The sequence below is a fragment of the Bradyrhizobium sp. JR3.5 genome, from assembly GCF_054057015.1.
In genome coordinates, this window is record NZ_JBSRYV010000002.1 from 85624 (window position 1) to 102014 (window position 16391).

Here is a 16391-nt window from a genome sequence, read left to right on the forward strand (position 1 = left end):
GCTTATTGTTGTTGAGTGGCGGCGACGCGTGATCCGCATCGCCGCCAGGTCGTGGTGTTCAAATCGTGATGTTCAGGTCTGGACGTTACTGCTTCGGCGCGGCGGCCGCCTCAGGCGCCTTGCCGTTCGCATTGCCGAAGTATCTGAAGAATTCCGAGTCCGGCCGCAACAGGAAACGCGTGTCGCCGGACTTGAGGCTGTTCTCATAGGCCGTCATCGAGCGATAGAACGCGAAGAAGTCCTTGTCCTTGCCATAGGCCTCGGCGAACAGGCGGTTGCGCTCGGCATCGCCCGCACCGCGGGTTTGCTCCGCGGTCGAGTTCGCATCCGCGACGATCACGGTCGCTTCACGGTCGGCCCTGGAGCGGATCTCCTGCGCCTTCTGGTCGCCCTGGGCACGGAACTCGGCGGCTTCGCGCTGACGCTCGGACTTCATCCGGTCGTACACCGCCTGGCTGTTCTGCTCCGGCAGGTCGGCGCGGCGGATCCTGACGTCGACGACCTCGATGCCGTAGCCGTCGGCCTCCTTGTCGAGCTGCTCGCGAATCCGTGCCATCAGCTTCTCGCGCTCGTCACGCACCACCGTGATGAAGGTGACCTCGCCGAGCACGCGGCGCAGCGCCGCATTCAAGAGCGTGGTCAGCTGCAGATTGGCGGCCTGGATCGAGCCGACGCTGGTGTAGTAGCGCAGCGCATTCTTGATGCGATAGCGCGCGAAGGCGTCGACCACCAGCCGCTTCTGGTCGGAGGCGATCACCTCCTGCGACGGGTTTTCGAGATCGAGGATGCGCTTGTCGACGTTGATCACCGAATTCCACGGCGCCTTGAAGTGCAGGCCGGGATCGGTGACGACCTCAACCGGCTCGCCGAACCGCAGGACGATGGTCTGCTCGGTCTGCTGCACGGTGAACATCGAGCTGTAGCCTACGGCGAGCACGACAAAGAGGACGATCAGGGACACAATGCCGGTGACAGGGGACCTCATCGGGTGGCTCCCTGCTGCTGGCCGGTCGTGGCCGGCGCTGCCGGCGGCCGCCGCGGCGTCAGTTCGCCGAGCGGAAGGTAGGGCACGATGTTCTGGCCCTGGCCGCCGTCATAGACGAGCTTCTCGGAACTGCCGAGCACGCGTTCCATGGTCTCCAGATAGATGCGCTCGCGCGTCACTTCGGGTGCCTTCTTGTACTCATCATAGACTTTCAGGAAGCGTGCGCTCTGGCCCTTGGCCTCGGCGACCGCCTGCTCCTTGTAGCCTTCGGCGGCCTGCAGGATCTGCGCGGAACGGCCACGCGCTTCCGGCACGATCCGGTTGGCGTAGGTCTGCGCCTCGTTCTGCTTGCGCTCGAGGTCGGAGCGCGCCGCCTGCACGTCGCGGAATGCGTCGATCACCTGCGCCGGCGGATCGACCTTCTGCATCTGCACCTGCGCGATCTGGATGCCCGCGCTGTAGGAATCGAGCGTCTTCTGCATCAGCTCCTGGACGTTCTGCTCGGTGACGTTGCGCGCCCCGGTCAGGATCGGCTGGATCTGCGAGCGGCCGATCACCTCACGCATCGCGCTTTCGGCGACCGCCTTCACGGTGCCTTCCGGATTCTGGATGTTGAACAGGTAGGCGCCGGCCCCGCCTGGCTTGATACGCCAGAGCACGGTGAAGTCGACGTCGACGATGTTCTCGTCACCGGTCAGCATCAGGCTCTCTTCCGGCACGTCGCGCATGGTGCGGCCGCGCCGCGCGGGATCGTCGATCAGGGTCATGCCGATCGAGATCGTGTTGACGCGCAGCGCCTTCGGCAGCAGCACCGTCTCGATCGGATACGGCAGGTGATAGCGCAGGCCCGGCTGCGCATCGCGGACGTATTTGCCGAAGCGCAGCACGACGCCGAGCTCTTCGGACTGGACGCGGAAGATCCCGGTGGCGAACCAGATCGCCAGCGCGGCGACCAGCACCAGCGCGATGCCCATGCCGCTGAAATGACCGCCGGGCAGCCACTGCTGCAGCCGGTCCTGGCCGCGCCGCAGCAGATCCTCAAGATCCGGCGGCCTTGGCCCGGCCGACTGCGGACCTGTGCCCCATGGCCCTTTCGGACCCGAGCCCCATGGCCCCCCGCCTTGATTTTTCCACGGCATCAAACGTCTCCTCGACAAGTCCGGACGGGACGCCCGGCCTCGAATGTCCGGCCCGGTTATAGGGGACCGCTCAGGCCCTTACAACGCAAGCTTCCTGGCCGGACGAGCTATGCGCCGGGCCACAATTGTCAATGCAAACATTGGTTAACCCCGGCCGCGCCGACGATATGTCACATAGGAGAAGTCGGCGCTGTCGTCCGGACCTGCCGGATTTCGCACGCGCGCGACCTCGTCCCACTCCTTTGCGTCGATTTTGTCGAACCGTGCATCGCCGTCCGGCCGGGCGTGAACCTCGGTGATCTCCAGCCGGTCGGCCGTGCCCATCCATTGCGCATAGATCTCCGCGCCACCGATGACGGCAATTTCAGTGGCGAAACGCCGCAGCGCGTCACCAAGCGCAATTGCACGAGCATTTTCGAACGATGTGGTGACGATCGCGCCACGCGCGCGATAGTTCGCATCGCGCGTCACCACGATGTTGGTGCGACCCGGCAGCGGCCTGCGCAGGGATTCGAACGTCTTGCGTCCCATCACGACGGGCCGGTTGATGGTGATGGCCTTGAAGCGCTGCTGATCGGTCTTCAGCCGCCACGGAATTGCGTTGGCGTTTCCGATCACGCCGTTCTCGGCGACCGCGACGACGAGCACGATCTCCATCAGCGCGCTCCTTCCGCGAGCGCCGACAGCGCCGGACCGGAGACGCGGCAAATCGTCCATTCGTCCATCAGCTCGGCGCCGAGCGACTTGTAAAATGCGATCGACGGCGCGTTCCAGTCGAGCACCGCCCATTGCAGCCGCGCCCAGCCATTGGCGAGGCATTGCTTCGCCACATGCACCAGCAGCGCCTTGCCGATCCCCTTGCCGCGCAGTGCCGGACGCACGAAGAGATCCTCGAGATAGATGCCGTGGCGACCGGCGAAGGTCGAGAAGTTGACGAACCAGACCGCGAAGCCGGCCGGCTCGCCGTTCCATTCCGCGATGTCGCAGGTAAGCCGCGGGTTGGGGCCGAACAGCGCCTCGGCGATATCGGCCTCGCTGGCGTGGACCTCGTGCAAAAGCTTTTCGTAGTCGGCGAGCTCGCGGACCAGCGAGAACACCAGTCCGGCCTCATCGGGCCGCGCACGGCGGATGGTCAGCGACATCTAATCCCTCAGACCGCGACTTCACCCTTGATGTGCGGATGCGGGTCGTAACCCTCGAGTTTGAAGTCCTCGTAGCGGAACGCGAAGATATCCTTCACGTCGGGATTGATCGCCATCGTCGGCAACGGCCGCGTCGGCCGCGTCAATTGCAGATGCGCCTGCTCGATATGGTTCGAGTAGAGATGTGCGTCGCCGAGCGAGTGCACGAAATCGCCGGGCCTGAGGCCGGTGACCTGCGCGACCATCATGGTCAGCAGCGCGTAGGAGGCGATGTTGAAGGGCACGCCGAGGAAGACGTCGGCCGAGCGCTGATAGAGCTGGCAGGACAATTTGCCGTTCGCGACATAGAACTGGAACAGACAGTGGCACGGCGGCAGCGCCATCTTGTCGACCTCGGCTGGATTCCAGGCGCTGACGATCAGCCGCCGCGAGTCCGGATTGCGCTTGATCATCTCGATCACGTTCGTGATCTGGTCGATGCTGCGGCCATCGGGCGCGGGCCACGAGCGCCATTGCGAGCCGTAGACCGGACCGAGATCGCCGTTGGCATCGGCCCATTCGTCCCAGATCGTGACGCCGTTGTCGTTGAGATATTTGATGTTGGTGTCGCCGGCGAGGAACCAGAGCAGTTCGTGCACGATCGCCTTCAGCGGCAACCGCTTGGTGGTCAGCATCGGAAAGCCGGCCGAGAGGTTGAAGCGCATCTGGTGGCCGAAGATCGACAGCGTGCCGGTGCCGGTACGGTCGTGCTTCTCGGCGCCGTCGGCGAGGATGCGTTCGAGCAGGTCGTGATACTGGTTCATGGCGCTGGTTTCGGACCCTTCGGGGAAGCGGCGAACTTAACGGCCGAGGCTGCCAACCGACATGCCGATTCGGCGGATTACACCGATTATACCCTGAAAAGTGAGCACCCTTGAGCCAAACGACAAGGGGCGGAACTTGTGTTCCGCCCCTGCCCTATCCGATTGATCGCGTTGGCTTAACTTGCCGGCTTGAGCACCGGGGTCCACTTCGCGATCTCGTTCTTGACGAGGGTCGCCAGCGCCTCCGGCGTGCGGTTGGCGGGCGCCGGGATCACGCTGCCGAGCTCGAGCAGCCGCTTGCGCACGTTCTCGTCGTTGAGCGCCTTGATGGCCGCGGCATTCAGCGTGGCGATGATCGCGGGCGAAGTTCCCTTCGGCGCGAAGATCGCGTTCCAGGCTTGGGCCTGGAACGCCGGCAGGCCGGCCTCCGCCGTGGTCGGGACATTGGGGAGCGACGGATTGCGCTCGGGGGTGGCGATCGCATAGGCCTTGATGGTGCCGGCGTTGATCTGCGGCACCGCGTTGACGATCTGGTCGCACATGTAATCGACCTGGCCGGCGACCAGCGCGTTCATCGCAGGGCCGGTGCCGTTGAAGGGCACGCCGACCGGCTTGACGTCGAGGATCGAGTTCAACAGCTCGCAGGAGGCATGCGAGACCGAACCGATGCCGGCATGCGCGGCGTTGACCTTCTCGGCATTGGCCTTCACGTAGGCGACGAATTCCTTCAGATCCTTCGGCGGGAAATCCTTGCGGGCAAGGATCAGGATCGGCGTGCCCGCGAGCAGCGCGACGGGCTCGAAATCCTTCTCCGGGTGATAGGCGAGCTTCGGATAGAGCGGCACGGAAGCCGCGTGCGTGCCCATATGTCCGGTGACCAGCGTGTAGCCGTCATTGGCGGCGCGCGCGGCACGCGTCGTCGCTGTGGTGCCGCCGGCACCGACCACGTTCTCGATGACGATGCTCTGTCCGAGCGTCTGCGCCATGTGTGCGGTGACGATGCGCGAGATGACGTCGGTCGGGCCGCCGGCTGCGAACGGCACGATCATGGTGATGGTGCGCGTCGGATAGGTTTGCGCAGACGCCGGCACGGCGAATGCGCCCAGCGCGGCAAATGCCGAAAGGCATGCGCCCGCAAGCGAGCGAATGGACATCATCTCAATTCCTCCCGGGAACGTTTTGACCAAATGAAAATGCCGGCCAAATCGGCCGGCATTTTCATTTCATGAGACGACATCGAGTGTCGATTCGACTTCCGCCTGCGGCGCGCCGACGCAGGGCCGGCGCTCCTTGTTTGAGCATGATCTATCCGGAAAACCGCTTCACACTTTTCCGGATCATGCTCTAGCCCTCGGACTCCACGAACACTTCGTCGCGCTTCGCACGCAGGGTCGGCAGCACGGCGAGCACCAGGAGACCCGCCGCGATCGCCAGCAGCGCCGCCGACAGCGGCCGCGACAGGAACACGCTCCAGTCGCCGCGCGAGATCAGGAGTGCACGACGCAGGTTCTCTTCCATCAGCGGGCCGAGCACCATGCCGAGCAGCAGCGGCGCTGGCTCGAAATCGTGCTTGATCAGCCAGTAGCCGACCAGACCGAAGGCGCCTGCGAGCACGACGTCGACCGGCGCGTTGTTCACCGAGTAGATGCCGATCGCGCAGAACACCACGATCGAGGGGAACATCAGCCGGTACGGTACGCGGAGCAGACGGACCCAGATGCCGACCAGCGGCAGGTTGATGATGATCAGCATCAGGTTGCCGATCCACATGGAGGCGATCATGCCCCAGACCAGGTCGGGCTGCTTTCACCATCACCTGCGGACCCGGCACGATGCCATGAATGGTCATCGCGCCGACCATCAGCGCCATCACCGCATTCGGCGGGATGCCGAGCGTGAGCAGCGGGATGAACGAGGTCTGCGCCGCAGCGTTGTTGGCGCTCTCCGGCGCTGCCACGCCCTCGATCGCACCGCGACCGAACCGCGATGGATCCTTTGCAATCTTCTTTTCCAGCGTATAGGCCGCGAACGAGGCAATCACCGCGCCGCCGCCCGGCAGGATGCCAAGGATCGAGCCCAGGATGGTGCCGCGGACAATCGCCGGCGCGGAATCCACCAGGTCCTTCCTGGTCGGCATCAGGCCGGTGATCTTCTGCTGGACCAGGTCGCGGCTCACCTCGGCACCCGCGTCGAGGTTGCGGATGATCTCCGCAAAGCCGAACACGCCCATCGCCACCGTCGCGAAGCCGAGCCCGTCTGCAAGCTCGGGGATATTGAAGGCCATGCGCGAGGCGCCGGTCTCGATGTCGGAGCCGACCATCGACAGCAACAGGCCGAACACGATCATCGCGATCGCCTTCAGCACCGAGCCCTTGGCAAGCACCACCGCGAAGATCAGGCCGAGCACCATCAGGGAGAAATATTCGGCCGGGCCGAACGCCAGCGCGAGCTTGGTCAGCGGCGCGCCGAGCACGGCGATCAGCACGGTTGCGACGCAACCGGCGAAGAACGAACCGATCGCGGCGATCGCGAGCGCCGGGCCGGCGCGGCCCTGTCGTGCCATCTGGTGGCCGTCGAGGGCGGTGACCACGGAGGTCGCTTCACCCGGAATGTTGACCAGGATCGAGGTCGTCGAGCCGCCATACTGGGCGCCGTAATAGATGCCGGCGAGCATGATCAGCGCGCCGACCGGCGGCAGGCCGAAGGTGATCGGCAGCAGCATCGCGACGGTGGCGATGGTGCCGATGCCAGGCAGCACGCCGACCAGCGTGCCGACCAGCGCACCGATCAGGCACATCAGAAGGTTGATCGGCGAGAACGCGACCGCGAAGCCGTGGGCGAGATTGGCAAACAGTTCCATCACGCCCTCACTGGATCAGGAAACGCGGGAACATCGGCATCGGAAGTCCCAGCACGTAGGGGAAAAGCAGCGCGCAGCCGATCGTCAGGCAGCCGCCGACGATGATGGCTTCGATCCATTTCGTTTCATGCGAGCCCATCGCCGCGATCAGGAAGGCGGCAAAGGCGGAGACCACGAGCCCGAGCGGACGGATCGCCACCGCGAAGAACACGATTGCCGCCGACACGAACAGCGGCCCGCGCCAGGAATAGGCCGCGATATGCGGACCATCCCGCAGAACTCCCACCAGCGCCACAGCACCGCCGAGCAACAGCAGCAGCACGGCGAACATGCGCGGCGCGGTTCCGGCGCCGAACGAGAATCCGTGCATGCCCTGCAGATCGCTGGAGGCCCACAAGGCAAACACCGCAACCGCCATCATGGCGATCCCGCCGACAAAGTCCTGCGGACCGCGCACCCATTCCGGCAAGATCGATTTGACCGGCGCCTCGCTTGGCGTATCGCTCATGACTTCGCTTCCCCCGTCAGGGCTGTCCCGCCCGTTGTGATTGAATGGCTTGGCTTGTGGTGCGTTGACCGAAAGCCTTGCTAGCGATTTTCGTCAGACAACGCCAGCAAAACCCAAGAGAGCTCCGGCAAGCAACATCCATAAGGGATTGATCCGTGTCGCAAAGGCAAGCGCGGCTGCGACAATGGTGATCAGGACCGCGATCCAACTTTGGTCTGATGTCTGCGCCACGATGAGGCCGGAGGCGGCCATCAAGCCGATCGACAGCGGAACCAATGCCGCCTGAATGATCGCCGGCCAGCGCGCGTCGCGCGAGCGATCGAGGAAACGGCTCACATAATAGGCGAGCAGCGCGGTCGGTCCGCACATCGCCAGCGTCGCAGCCAATGCCCCACCGACGCCTGCGACAGAATAGCCTATCAGCGTCACGATCAGCACGTTCGGTCCCGGCGAGAGCTGCGAGATCGCGAACACGTCGGCGAACTGCTTGTCGGTCAGCCAGTGATGCACGTCGACGGCGGCGCGGTGCATTTCGGGGATCGCCGAATTGGCCCCGCCGACCGCAAACAGCGACATCAGGCCGAAGGTCCAGACCAGCGCTGCGATCGGGCTGGACTCCGAGCTCATGCCTTCACCATGCGGCGCGCCAGGACCGTCGTTGCAATGCTGAGCGGGATCGCTGCCAGCAGCACGATCTGGAGCGGCCATCGGATCAGACCGATCGCGACGAAAACCGCCGCCAGAATGACGAGGCCCGTGACATCACGCCGCTTCAACAGCGGCATCATCATCTTGAGGACGACGGCGAACAGCAGCCCGACCGCGGCACAGGCCACGCCGGCGAGTGTCCGGCGCAGGATGTCGATATCGCCGTAGCGGGCATAGAGTGCGGCAAGGATTGTCGCGATCACCATCGGCGGTCCGACCAGCCCGGCGAAGGCCGCAAGCCCGCCGGCGATGCCGCGAAAGCGCGAGCCGAATACAACCGACAGGTTGACGATGTTCGGACCTGGCAGGAAATGGCACAGCGCGAAGGTCTCGTTGAACTCCTCCGCCGTCATCCAGCGGTGCTGCTCGACGATCGACCGCCGGGCCCAGACCAGGACCCCGCCAAAGCCGGCCAGCGACATCTTGGCAAAGGCCAGGAACAGCTCCAGCAGGCCGGGCTGGAGCGGCGGAGACGGTACGGATGCATCCGGCGCCGGGGCGGCAGCCGGCGGGGATTCCGGGGGCATGGGCAAATCTAGAACGGCGCCAGGACGGTGCCAAGACACAGCGCCAAAACGCCGGCCACCCCAAATCGGCGGGTTTTCACACCTGAACAAGCCTGAATCGGCTCTATTTTTCTCCGTCCGAGCCGCCTATATTGGGGGTGCCGGTTCGCCGGCTATGGAAATAAATGACCGTCGCAATAAACCATTCGGACCCGGGGGCGGTACCCGGCGCCTCCACCAAAACCCATCCCGAGCCCCTTGCTTCGGTGGCTTTTGGCGGGGGCGAAATAGGATCGACGAGGGCGTAAAGGGCGTGTTTTTTCTCGGTATGGTTCCGCCGTTATCGGGCTAATGCAATAGTTGCCAACGACAACTTTGCTCCGGTTGCTCAGGCTGCGTAACGCAGTTTGAAAGACCATCTTAAAGTCCTAACGGGTTAAGCTCCGTTAGGCGGGGTTCGGAGGCACCTGGCAACAGAAGCCTCCACTTTATTTTCCGATCGGGCGTCCGCCCGCATTTTCCGCTGCCAGCCCTGCTGATTTCCACGTCCCGGCGGAGTAGCATGGCCAAAAGGGCGAGTCGGACGGGTCCGGCGGTGCCCTGCCGGCATTTTCGAAGCGACAGGAATACAATGGCGACCGATCACATCCGATATGACGTGCTGGCGCGCGACGCGCTGCGCGGGGTGCTGCGCCGGGTCTTGTCCGACGCCGCCGAACATGGCCTGCCGGGTGAGCATCATTTCTACATCACCTTCCTCTCGCACGGCGACGGCGTGAAGCTGTCGCCGCGGCTGCTCGCGCAGTATCCGGAGGAGATGACCATCATCCTGCAGCACCAGTTCTGGGATCTGGTGGTGACCGAGGACCGGTTCGAGGTCGGCCTGTCGTTCGGCGGGATTCCCGAGCGGCTGAACGTGCCGTTCGCCGCGGTGACCCGCTTCCTCGACCCGTCCGCTCCGTTCGATCTGCGGTTCGACGTCTCGGAGGCATTGTCCGAGGAGGCCCCGCCCGCGACGGCACCGGCCGCTCCCCTTCCCGCAGCGGCCGCCCGGGCGGCAGTCGAGACCGAGACGGCCGAGACCGAGCAGGAGCCCGCGAAGCCCAGCGAAGGCGCCGAGGTCGTGCGGCTGGACCGCTTCCGCAAGAAATAATCTAAACACCGATCGATCCTCGACCTTGTAGGATGCATTCGAGGGCCGGGATGGCAGATCGTCATCCCGGACTATCTTCTGCATGAACGTGCTTCCGCGCGGACGCTGTCGCTTTGCCGCGGGGAAAAGCTGGCGCACCGCCGGATCACGTTCTGATGACGCAACGGAGTGCATCCATGGCTCAATCGACGACACCATCCAACGCCGCCACCCGTAGCGAGACCGACAGCTTCGGTCCGATCGACGTCGCCGCCGATCGCTACTGGGGCGCGCAGACCGAGCGCTCGCGGCAGAATTTCAAGATCGGCCACGACCGGATGCCGATCGCGATCATTCACGCAGTCGCCATCGTCAAGCTCGCCGCAGCCGAAACCAATCGCGAACTCGGCCAGCTCGATGCACGCCGCGCCGACGCCATCATCAGCGCCGCCAGGGAAGTGATCGAGGGCAAGCTCGACGATCATTTTCCGCTGGTCGTCTGGCAGACCGGCTCGGGCACGCAAACCAACATGAACGTGAACGAGGTGATCGCAAACCGCGCCAACCAGATGCTCGGCGGCGAGCTCGGCGCCAAGCAGCCGATCCATCCGAACGATCACGTCAACATGAGCCAGTCGTCGAACGACTCGTTTCCGACTGCGATGCATATCGCTGCGGCGGACCGCATCATCGCCGACCTGATCCCTGCCCTTACCGAGCTGCATCGGGCGCTGCACCAGAAGCAGGAAGCATTTGCCAAGATCGTGAAGATCGGACGCACGCATACCCAGGACGCTACACCGCTGACGCTCGGCCAGGAATTCTCCGGCTACGCTGCGCAGGTCGAGAGCGGTATCGCGCGGCTGCACTCGGCGGTGAAGGAGTTGTTCCCGCTGGCGCAGGGCGGCACTGCTGTTGGCACCGGCCTCAACTCGAAGCCGGAATTCGCCAACGCCTTCGCCAAGCATGTCGCCGAGATTACCAAGCTGCCGTTCACAAGCGCGGCAAACAAGTTCGAGGCGCTGGCATCCAACGATGCCTATGTGCTGGTGCACGGCGCGATCAATTCGGTGGCGACCGGCCTGTTCAAGATCGCCAACGATATCCGTTTCCTCGGCTCGGGCCCGCGCTCGGGCCTCGGCGAGCTGGTGCTGCCCGAGAACGAGCCGGGCTCGTCGATCATGCCGGGCAAGGTCAATCCGACCCAGTGCGAGGCCATGACCATGGTCTGCTGCCAGGTGTTCGGCAATCAGACCACGATCACCATCGCGGGCAGCCAGGGCCATTTCGAGCTCAACGTGTACAAGCCCGTGCTGGCATATTGTATGATAAATTCCATTCAGTTGCTGTCTGACGTTGTCCGCTCATTTACTGAGCATTGCGTTGTCGGAATACGCGCCGACGAAAAGCGCATCAACGAGCTGATGCAGCGCTCGCTGATGCTGGTGACGGCGCTCGCGCCAAAGATCGGTTACGACAACGCAGCCAAGGTCGCGAAGTCGGCGCACGCACGCGGAACGACGTTGAAGGAAGAGGCTTTGCGGCTCGGATTCGTAACTGCCGACGAATTTGATCGCCTCGTGCAGCCGGACAAAATGACACACCCCGGCTGAAGCGAAGCGCGCAATGTCCGGATAATTACGGTCAGCGCGCGTGATATAATTATGGATCATAACGCCTAAAGGCTAAGGCTGTTTGCCTATCAGCTCTGCGCTGCCGCATGGTACAGACGTCTAGTTTTCGCAGAGCGAAACGGATTCTTTGATGCTATCAGAAGCATCAAATGGGGATTCGGGATGGATATCGAGCCGGACGCTTTGCGCGATCGCTCTTGCTTTCGTCACGATGCATCACCAATTCCGCTCTGGGGACGATGAGGACGACGAGCATGGGCGACGTGGTCAACCTGAAACGATTCAAGAAGCGCGGTGAGCGCGAACAAGCAGCAAAGCAGGCCGAAGCCAATCGTGCGCTATTCGGTCGCACCAAATCCGAACGAGCGCGTGACGAATTTCTCGGCGAGCGCAGTACGCGCGTGCTCGATCAGCACCGCATCGAAAGTGGTGACGCATCATGAAGTCTCCCGTCGTCAAGCGGTCGATCGTCGTCGCCGGTCACAAGACCAGCGTCAGCCTCGAAGAAGCCTTCTGGAACGGCATGAAGGAGATTTCCGGTCTGCGGAACATGACGCTGTCGGAGTTGGTCGGCGAGATCGACAACAACCGTCAGCAGGGCAATCTGTCCTCCGCGATCCGGCTTTTCGTGCTCGACTACTTCCGTTCGCGCGCCACCCCGGCCGTGCCGACGGATGTCAGGCCGCAACAGGTCGACACGCGCCAGCAGGCCTGATGGCCTTGCCGACCGTCGATTCAGCAGACGGTCGTTCCGCTGCGTGGACTTCAGCATGAAGGTCAATCGCATCGTCGCGAACGTTGCCGCGTCAGATGTCGCGGCAGCGAAGTCGTTCTATCGCGATATCCTCGGCCTCGAGCCGCTGATGGATTTCGGTTGGGTTGCGACTTACGGTTCATCCGAAACGATGCAGGTTCAAATCAGCTTCGCCTCCGAAGGCGGCTCCGGCACGCCGGTGCCCGATCTCTCGATCGAGGTCGACGATCTCGACGAAGCGCTGCACCGGATGCAGGGCGCCGGCATCGCGATCGAATACGGACCGGCGGACGAGCCGTGGGGCGTGCGGCGCTTCTTCGTCCGCGATCCGTTCGGCCGGCTGATCAATATTCTCCAGCACCGATCGTAAGCTCTGGATTCCTGTTCCGACGGGTTTTCGCCACGCGAACCGGTCCCCACTTCGCTTGGACGCGCTTTCTAGTTCTGCATTGCCGGCCGCGGCGGCGGATTGGCGACCTGCGGCGTCAGCGACAGCGGCGGCCGCAGCGGCCTCGACCTGGCCGCGCCGGGCACTGGCTTGACCTCGATCGGCGGCGGCAGCGGTGCCAGCTGCGGCTGGCTCGCAGGCGGCGCAATGGCGACCGGCGGGACGATCGGCGGCCGCGGCGCAACGATCTTCGGCTTCGCCGGCACGCGGCGCGGATCAGGGCCGGGCACCGGCAAGTTGGCAGAAGGCACTCCCGCCGAATTTGGATTGGACGCGTCCGGCGCCGGTGCGGCGGGCGGCGGAAGGGCCGCCGGGGTCGCAGGCGGCACCGGTTCGCCCCGCTCGATCGCGTCGAGCCGCTTGGTCTCCCGGTCGATCGCGCGCACCGCCAGCCACGACGACAACGCTGCAATGTCGATGCTGCGCGACAATCCGTCGGGTGTGCCCACCGCAAGCAGCTGGATTTCCGGGCGGCTGGTGGCGGTGCCGATCTGCGTCGATGTCAGCGCGGTGCGGATGTCGGCCTGGTCGGCCGGAATGTCGTAGCCGCCGGACACGATGATGTTGGCACCGCTCGCCGCGAGCGTGGTGGTGCCGATCCGGATCCGGCCGTCGCGGATGTTGAAGGGAATTTGCGCGGAAGCGACCGACAGCCCGCCGGCTGCGAGCGCCGGTTCGACGATCTGCCTCAGCCGCGCGTCGTCGGTCGCCTGCCCGGAATCGCTGGCGCGGATCGCAACGTCGAACGCGCGCGGATCGAGGCCCGGAAGGTTCAGCCCCTCCAGCGTCACGGCGCCGCTGCCGGACAGCGCACCGATCAGCGCCGCGGCGCTGCGGCCCTGCGTCAACAACGTCATCTGCATCGAAGTGCGTGCCTTGGGCATCGCGAGACTGCGGTAGCGCAAGGCCGAACCGTCGACGCCCGAAAGCTGCACATTTGCATTCAAGGCGAGTCCATTGACGCCCTGCCGCGCATCGATGGAGGCGATCGCCTCGCCGCCACCGATCTTGCCCTTGACGCCGTCGAAGGTCAGCGACTGCCCATCCGACCTGATGGTGCCGCTGAACGGCTGCAGCTCGGCGCCGCCCGGCAGCAGACCGTGCAGCGCTTCGAACGTGACCTTGCCGCGCCAGGCGCTTGTCACTCCCTGGCCGAGCGGCTCCGTCGCATCGTGACCGGCCGCGCCGATCGCTACCGCGAAAATCGGTGCCAGCGTGATCTGATCGAGGCCGACTTCGCCGTCGATGCTCTTCTGATCGGCGAGCGTCAGCGCCAGCCGGCCGCGCAGCCGCGAACCGGCGACAATGCTGTCGAGATCGTCGAAGGTCAGCCTGTCCCCCGCAAGTGTGACCCGCGACGACAGGCGGATGTTTGCCGCCGGATCGGATGATTTCAGATTGAGCAGCGGACTGATGTCGGCGCTGCGGACACGGAGGCTGACGTTCGATTTGCTCTCCCCGGCCCCATCCTTGGACCACGGCTCCACGGTCCCCTCCGCATCCGCGTCGAGCCCGGCGCCCCAGAGCCGCGCCTTCAGCCGCAACGGCGCGTGCCACGCGCCGCTCGCGGTGCCCTCGAACTGCGTCACCCCCGCACCGGCTGCCACCGCTTGGTCGAGCCCCAGCAGCGCCAGCAGCGCATTGCCCTCGCTGGCGGAGAATTTCGCTTCGGCCGTCACGTCGCTGTTGCGAAGTGCGTCGACATCCAGCGCGCGGATCGCAGCCATCGACGGCGTCGCCGAGATCACCGTATTGCCCTTGAGTTGCGGCGTGTCGAGATCGACCGTCGCGCGCGCGCTGACGCGATCGGCGGCCTTGCCCTTGCCGAGGTCGAGCGCGAGCCTGGCACGGACCGGACCGGCATCCGCGCGCAGCACGCCGAGCCGCGCGGCAAGCGCCGGCGCGAACGGCTGAACCACGGCGGTGAGCCGGCCAAGCGACGCGGCGGTCGCATCGACCGCGAGCTTGCCGGTCGAATTGGCGCGATCGAAATTGCCGCTGCCATCCAGCGTGACATTGTCGGGCTGACCGATCTTCACGCGCTCGAGCACGATGTTCTTCGGGCTGTAGGCGATCTTCGCGAGCAGCGGCCGCAATTCCTGCCCCGAGGAGATCGCGCGCCCGACATCGAGCGACAGCTGCGCCTCGTCGGGCCATTCGGCTTGCGGGCCGGCCAGCGAGCGGATGAATGTTGCGGTCGCATCGAGATCGAGCCGTTCCGCCTTCAACTGCGCCTCGACCTTCGAGCCGCTCGTCGCCTCGCGATGCGCGACCGCGACGCGGCCCTCGACCGCGCCGCCCTCGATCTCCGCCTTCATCGCGTCGATCGAAAAACCGGCCGGCGACACCGTGACGTCGCCGCGCAACCGCAGCGGCTTCTGGCTACGGTAGGCGATGTCGCCCCGCCCCTGCAGCCAGCTCATCAACGTATCGGGGTCGGACGATTCGATGTTGAGCGCGGTCTTGAAGCTGTTCGAGGCACCGGCCTGCGCGCTGGCGCCGCTCATCGAGACCCGTGTCGATCCCGGCGCGCGAAACTCCAGCCGGCGCACGGTCCATGATTTCGCATCCGATTGCAGCTCTGCCGAGACGTCCTGCAACGGACGGCCGCCGAGCATGATCTGTTCGGAGGTGAGCTCCACCTGCGCCGGGATCGGGCTTTGCGGAAGACCCGACAGCACCGCGCGCATCGCCGGCAGCACGCGGACCGGCTCGACATTGCCGTTGTTGCTGTCCTTGGCGCTATCTTTGGCGGCCGAACTTGTCGCCATCAAGCTGCCGTGCCGAAAGCGCGGCGCGCAGCAGCGGCGACGCGCCGAACCGGAGGTCGCCATTTCCTGCGAGCTTCAGCGCGCGGTCCTCGCCGCCATAGCTCACCTCGACCTGGTCGAGACGCGCCGCCGAATAGTCCGATTTGATCTTGGCCGCGATCCGCCAGGGCGGCATATCGCTGCCGCCGCGCTGGCCAGGTGTGCCCGCCAGCGTCACGGCGCCCTCGAACCTCGGCGCGCGGGCCTCGAAGGTCAGGACACCGTCGAGATCGGCCGACACCGGCCGCTGCCCGGGATCGATGTTGAAGTGCAGGCGGGTGCCACTGCCGTCAGCGCTTTGCCCGGAGGAGACCCGAAACGGGTAGCGGTTGCCGTCGAACATGAAATTGCCGTCGCCGCGGATCGCGCCGGCAAGCGAGCGAACATCGCCGCTGAAGGCGATGTCGTTCAGCTCGAGCGCGCTGCGGCTTGCGGCGTCATGCAGTGTGATGCGGCCGGTCAGATTGAGACGGTCGATCGCCAGCGAAGCCAGGTTGAAGCTCCCGCTCGACGGCGACCAGTCGATCCGCCCCTTCGGATCGAGCCCGAGATCGAGCGACATGCCGTTGATGGTGAGTTCGTTGGCGCGCCACTCGCCGCGCATCAGCGAGCTCAGGCTGAGCTCGACCTCGAGATTGGTGGCCCGGACCTTGCCGCGGTCGTTGGCGCCGCCGACGGTGACATTTTTCAACCGCAGCGAGGGCGCAGGCAGCAGACGCGCGTCGAGATTGCCGGCGACACGAACCGGCATGCCGATGATCTTGGACGCCTCCGTCTCGAACTGCGGCCTGAACTGGTTCCAGTCAACGAAATACGGACCGACCAGCGCGGCCACCAGCGCAAGAATGAAGGCGATTGCCAGGCCGAGCAGCGTCGTCTGCACGGTGTCTCCCTTTGAGCCCGCTCCGCGGAGCTGAACCTTCGGCCGGAGCAACCCAAATATAGAGACAAGTATGGCGAAG

At 64.9% G+C, this 16391-nt stretch carries 16 protein-coding genes, 1 other RNA gene and 1 pseudogene; 6 read left to right on the forward strand and 12 right to left on the reverse strand.

The window, feature by feature from the left end:
• Nucleotides 1–85: 85 nt before the first annotated feature.
• The 10 genes and pseudogenes from hflC to ACVWW1_RS17070 all read right to left on the reverse strand — a co-directional run bounded on the left by hflC (nt 86) and on the right by ACVWW1_RS17070 (nt 8672).
• Complete coding sequence (hflC, locus tag ACVWW1_RS17025) at nt 86–985, reverse strand: protease modulator HflC (RefSeq protein WP_176529884.1); 900 nt, start codon at nt 983–985, stop codon at nt 86–88.
• On the reverse strand, nt 982–2124 hold the full coding sequence (hflK, locus tag ACVWW1_RS17030) for an FtsH protease activity modulator HflK (protein ID WP_207831710.1): 1143 nt from the start codon (nt 2122–2124) through the stop codon (nt 982–984). Before hflK ends, hflC begins: the two co-directional genes overlap by 4 nt.
• 144 nt (nt 2125–2268) lie before the next feature.
• The gene (locus ACVWW1_RS17035) at nt 2269–2781 is read right to left on the reverse strand and encodes a dihydrofolate reductase (protein ID WP_456656762.1); all 513 of its coding nucleotides are present in this window, start codon (nt 2779–2781) and stop codon (nt 2269–2271) included.
• Nucleotides 2781–3266, reverse strand: a complete 486-nt coding sequence (locus tag ACVWW1_RS17040) for an N-acetyltransferase family protein (RefSeq protein ID WP_456656763.1) — start codon at nt 3264–3266, stop codon at nt 2781–2783. Before ACVWW1_RS17040 ends, ACVWW1_RS17035 begins: the two co-directional genes overlap by 1 nt.
• Nucleotides 3267–3274: 8 nt before the next feature.
• Complete coding sequence (locus tag ACVWW1_RS17045; RefSeq protein WP_456656764.1) at nt 3275–4069, reverse strand: thymidylate synthase; 795 nt, start codon at nt 4067–4069, stop codon at nt 3275–3277.
• Nucleotides 4070–4245: 176 nt separating this feature from the next.
• On the reverse strand, nt 4246–5226 hold the full coding sequence (locus tag ACVWW1_RS17050) for a tripartite tricarboxylate transporter substrate binding protein BugD (RefSeq protein ID WP_176529879.1): 981 nt from the start codon (nt 5224–5226) through the stop codon (nt 4246–4248).
• A 187-nt stretch (nt 5227–5413) separates the two neighbouring features.
• Nucleotides 5414–6932 (reverse strand): annotated as a pseudogene (locus ACVWW1_RS17055) (tripartite tricarboxylate transporter permease).
• 4 nt (nt 6933–6936) lie between these two features.
• Entirely contained in the window at nt 6937–7437 is a 501-nt protein-coding gene (locus ACVWW1_RS17060) for a tripartite tricarboxylate transporter TctB family protein (protein ID WP_176529877.1), read from the reverse strand.
• Between the two features lie 93 nt (nt 7438–7530).
• A complete protein-coding gene (locus ACVWW1_RS17065; protein WP_456656765.1) occupies nt 7531–8064 on the reverse strand; it encodes a chromate transporter in 534 nt (177 codons plus the stop codon).
• On the reverse strand, nt 8061–8672 hold the full coding sequence (locus tag ACVWW1_RS17070) for a chromate transporter (protein WP_456656766.1): 612 nt from the start codon (nt 8670–8672) through the stop codon (nt 8061–8063). The genes ACVWW1_RS17065 and ACVWW1_RS17070 overlap by 4 nt, the downstream gene beginning before the upstream one ends.
• Before the next feature lie 100 nt (nt 8673–8772).
• Here ACVWW1_RS17070 and ssrA point away from each other — a divergent pair.
• The 6 genes from ssrA (at nt 8773) to ACVWW1_RS17100 (ending at nt 12541) form a co-directional block, all read left to right on the forward strand.
• Nucleotides 8773–9139, forward strand: a transfer-messenger RNA (tmRNA) gene (gene ssrA, locus ACVWW1_RS17075).
• Nucleotides 9140–9282: 143 nt separating this feature from the next.
• Nucleotides 9283–9804: an SspB family protein gene (locus ACVWW1_RS17080; RefSeq protein ID WP_456656767.1), complete on the forward strand. Its 522-nt coding sequence runs from the start codon at nt 9283–9285 to the stop codon at nt 9802–9804.
• Nucleotides 9805–9980: 176 nt separating this feature from the next.
• Nucleotides 9981–11396 carry a class II fumarate hydratase gene (gene fumC / locus ACVWW1_RS17085; protein WP_456656768.1) on the forward strand — a complete coding sequence of 472 codons (1416 nt, stop codon included), beginning with the start codon at nt 9981–9983 and terminating at the stop codon, nt 11394–11396.
• A 275-nt stretch (nt 11397–11671) separates the two neighbouring features.
• Complete coding sequence (locus ACVWW1_RS17090) at nt 11672–11860, forward strand: DUF4169 family protein (protein ID WP_173637960.1); 189 nt, start codon at nt 11672–11674, stop codon at nt 11858–11860.
• A complete protein-coding gene (locus ACVWW1_RS17095) occupies nt 11857–12132 on the forward strand; it encodes a ribbon-helix-helix domain-containing protein (RefSeq protein WP_024580116.1) in 276 nt (91 codons plus the stop codon). Before ACVWW1_RS17090 ends, ACVWW1_RS17095 begins: the two co-directional genes overlap by 4 nt.
• Before the next feature lie 55 nt (nt 12133–12187).
• Nucleotides 12188–12541 carry a VOC family protein gene (locus ACVWW1_RS17100; RefSeq protein ID WP_456656769.1) on the forward strand — a complete coding sequence of 118 codons (354 nt, stop codon included), beginning with the start codon at nt 12188–12190 and terminating at the stop codon, nt 12539–12541.
• Nucleotides 12542–12609: 68 nt separating this feature from the next.
• Here the strand turns inward: ACVWW1_RS17100 and ACVWW1_RS17105 are convergent, their stop codons facing one another.
• Nucleotides 12610–15390: a hypothetical protein gene (locus tag ACVWW1_RS17105; protein ID WP_456656770.1), complete on the reverse strand. Its 2781-nt coding sequence runs from the start codon at nt 15388–15390 to the stop codon at nt 12610–12612.
• A complete protein-coding gene (locus tag ACVWW1_RS17110) occupies nt 15362–16312 on the reverse strand; it encodes an AsmA family protein (RefSeq protein ID WP_456656771.1) in 951 nt (316 codons plus the stop codon). Before ACVWW1_RS17110 ends, ACVWW1_RS17105 begins: the two co-directional genes overlap by 29 nt.
• Nucleotides 16313–16391: the final 79 nt, after the last annotated feature.

Excerpts from the sequence above, each read along its gene's own strand:
- ACVWW1_RS17105 (WP_456656770.1), bottom strand. The coding sequence starts at position 15,390 with ATGGCGACAAGTTCGGCCGCCAAAGATAGCGCCAAGGACAGCAACAAC.
- ACVWW1_RS17080 (WP_456656767.1), top strand. The coding sequence starts at position 9,283 with ATGGCGACCGATCACATCCGATATGACGTGCTGGCGCGCGACGCGCTG.
- hflC (WP_176529884.1), bottom strand. The coding sequence starts at position 985 with ATGAGGTCCCCTGTCACCGGCATTGTGTCCCTGATCGTCCTCTTTGTC.
- ACVWW1_RS17040 (WP_456656763.1), bottom strand. The coding sequence starts at position 3,266 with ATGTCGCTGACCATCCGCCGTGCGCGGCCCGATGAGGCCGGACTGGTG.
- ACVWW1_RS17070 (WP_456656766.1), bottom strand. The coding sequence starts at position 8,672 with ATGCCCCCGGAATCCCCGCCGGCTGCCGCCCCGGCGCCGGATGCATCC.
- ACVWW1_RS17050 (WP_176529879.1), bottom strand. The coding sequence starts at position 5,226 with ATGATGTCCATTCGCTCGCTTGCGGGCGCATGCCTTTCGGCATTTGCC.
- hflK (WP_207831710.1), bottom strand. The coding sequence starts at position 2,124 with ATGCCGTGGAAAAATCAAGGCGGGGGGCCATGGGGCTCGGGTCCGAAA.
- ACVWW1_RS17045 (WP_456656764.1), bottom strand. The coding sequence starts at position 4,069 with ATGAACCAGTATCACGACCTGCTCGAACGCATCCTCGCCGACGGCGCC.
- ACVWW1_RS17035 (WP_456656762.1), bottom strand. The coding sequence starts at position 2,781 with ATGGAGATCGTGCTCGTCGTCGCGGTCGCCGAGAACGGCGTGATCGGA.
- ACVWW1_RS17065 (WP_456656765.1), bottom strand. The coding sequence starts at position 8,064 with ATGAGCTCGGAGTCCAGCCCGATCGCAGCGCTGGTCTGGACCTTCGGC.
- ACVWW1_RS17095 (WP_024580116.1), top strand. The coding sequence starts at position 11,857 with ATGAAGTCTCCCGTCGTCAAGCGGTCGATCGTCGTCGCCGGTCACAAG.
- ACVWW1_RS17100 (WP_456656769.1), top strand. The coding sequence starts at position 12,188 with ATGAAGGTCAATCGCATCGTCGCGAACGTTGCCGCGTCAGATGTCGCG.
- fumC (WP_456656768.1), top strand. The coding sequence starts at position 9,981 with ATGGCTCAATCGACGACACCATCCAACGCCGCCACCCGTAGCGAGACC.
- ACVWW1_RS17060 (WP_176529877.1), bottom strand. The coding sequence starts at position 7,437 with ATGAGCGATACGCCAAGCGAGGCGCCGGTCAAATCGATCTTGCCGGAA.
- ACVWW1_RS17090 (WP_173637960.1), top strand. The coding sequence starts at position 11,672 with ATGGGCGACGTGGTCAACCTGAAACGATTCAAGAAGCGCGGTGAGCGC.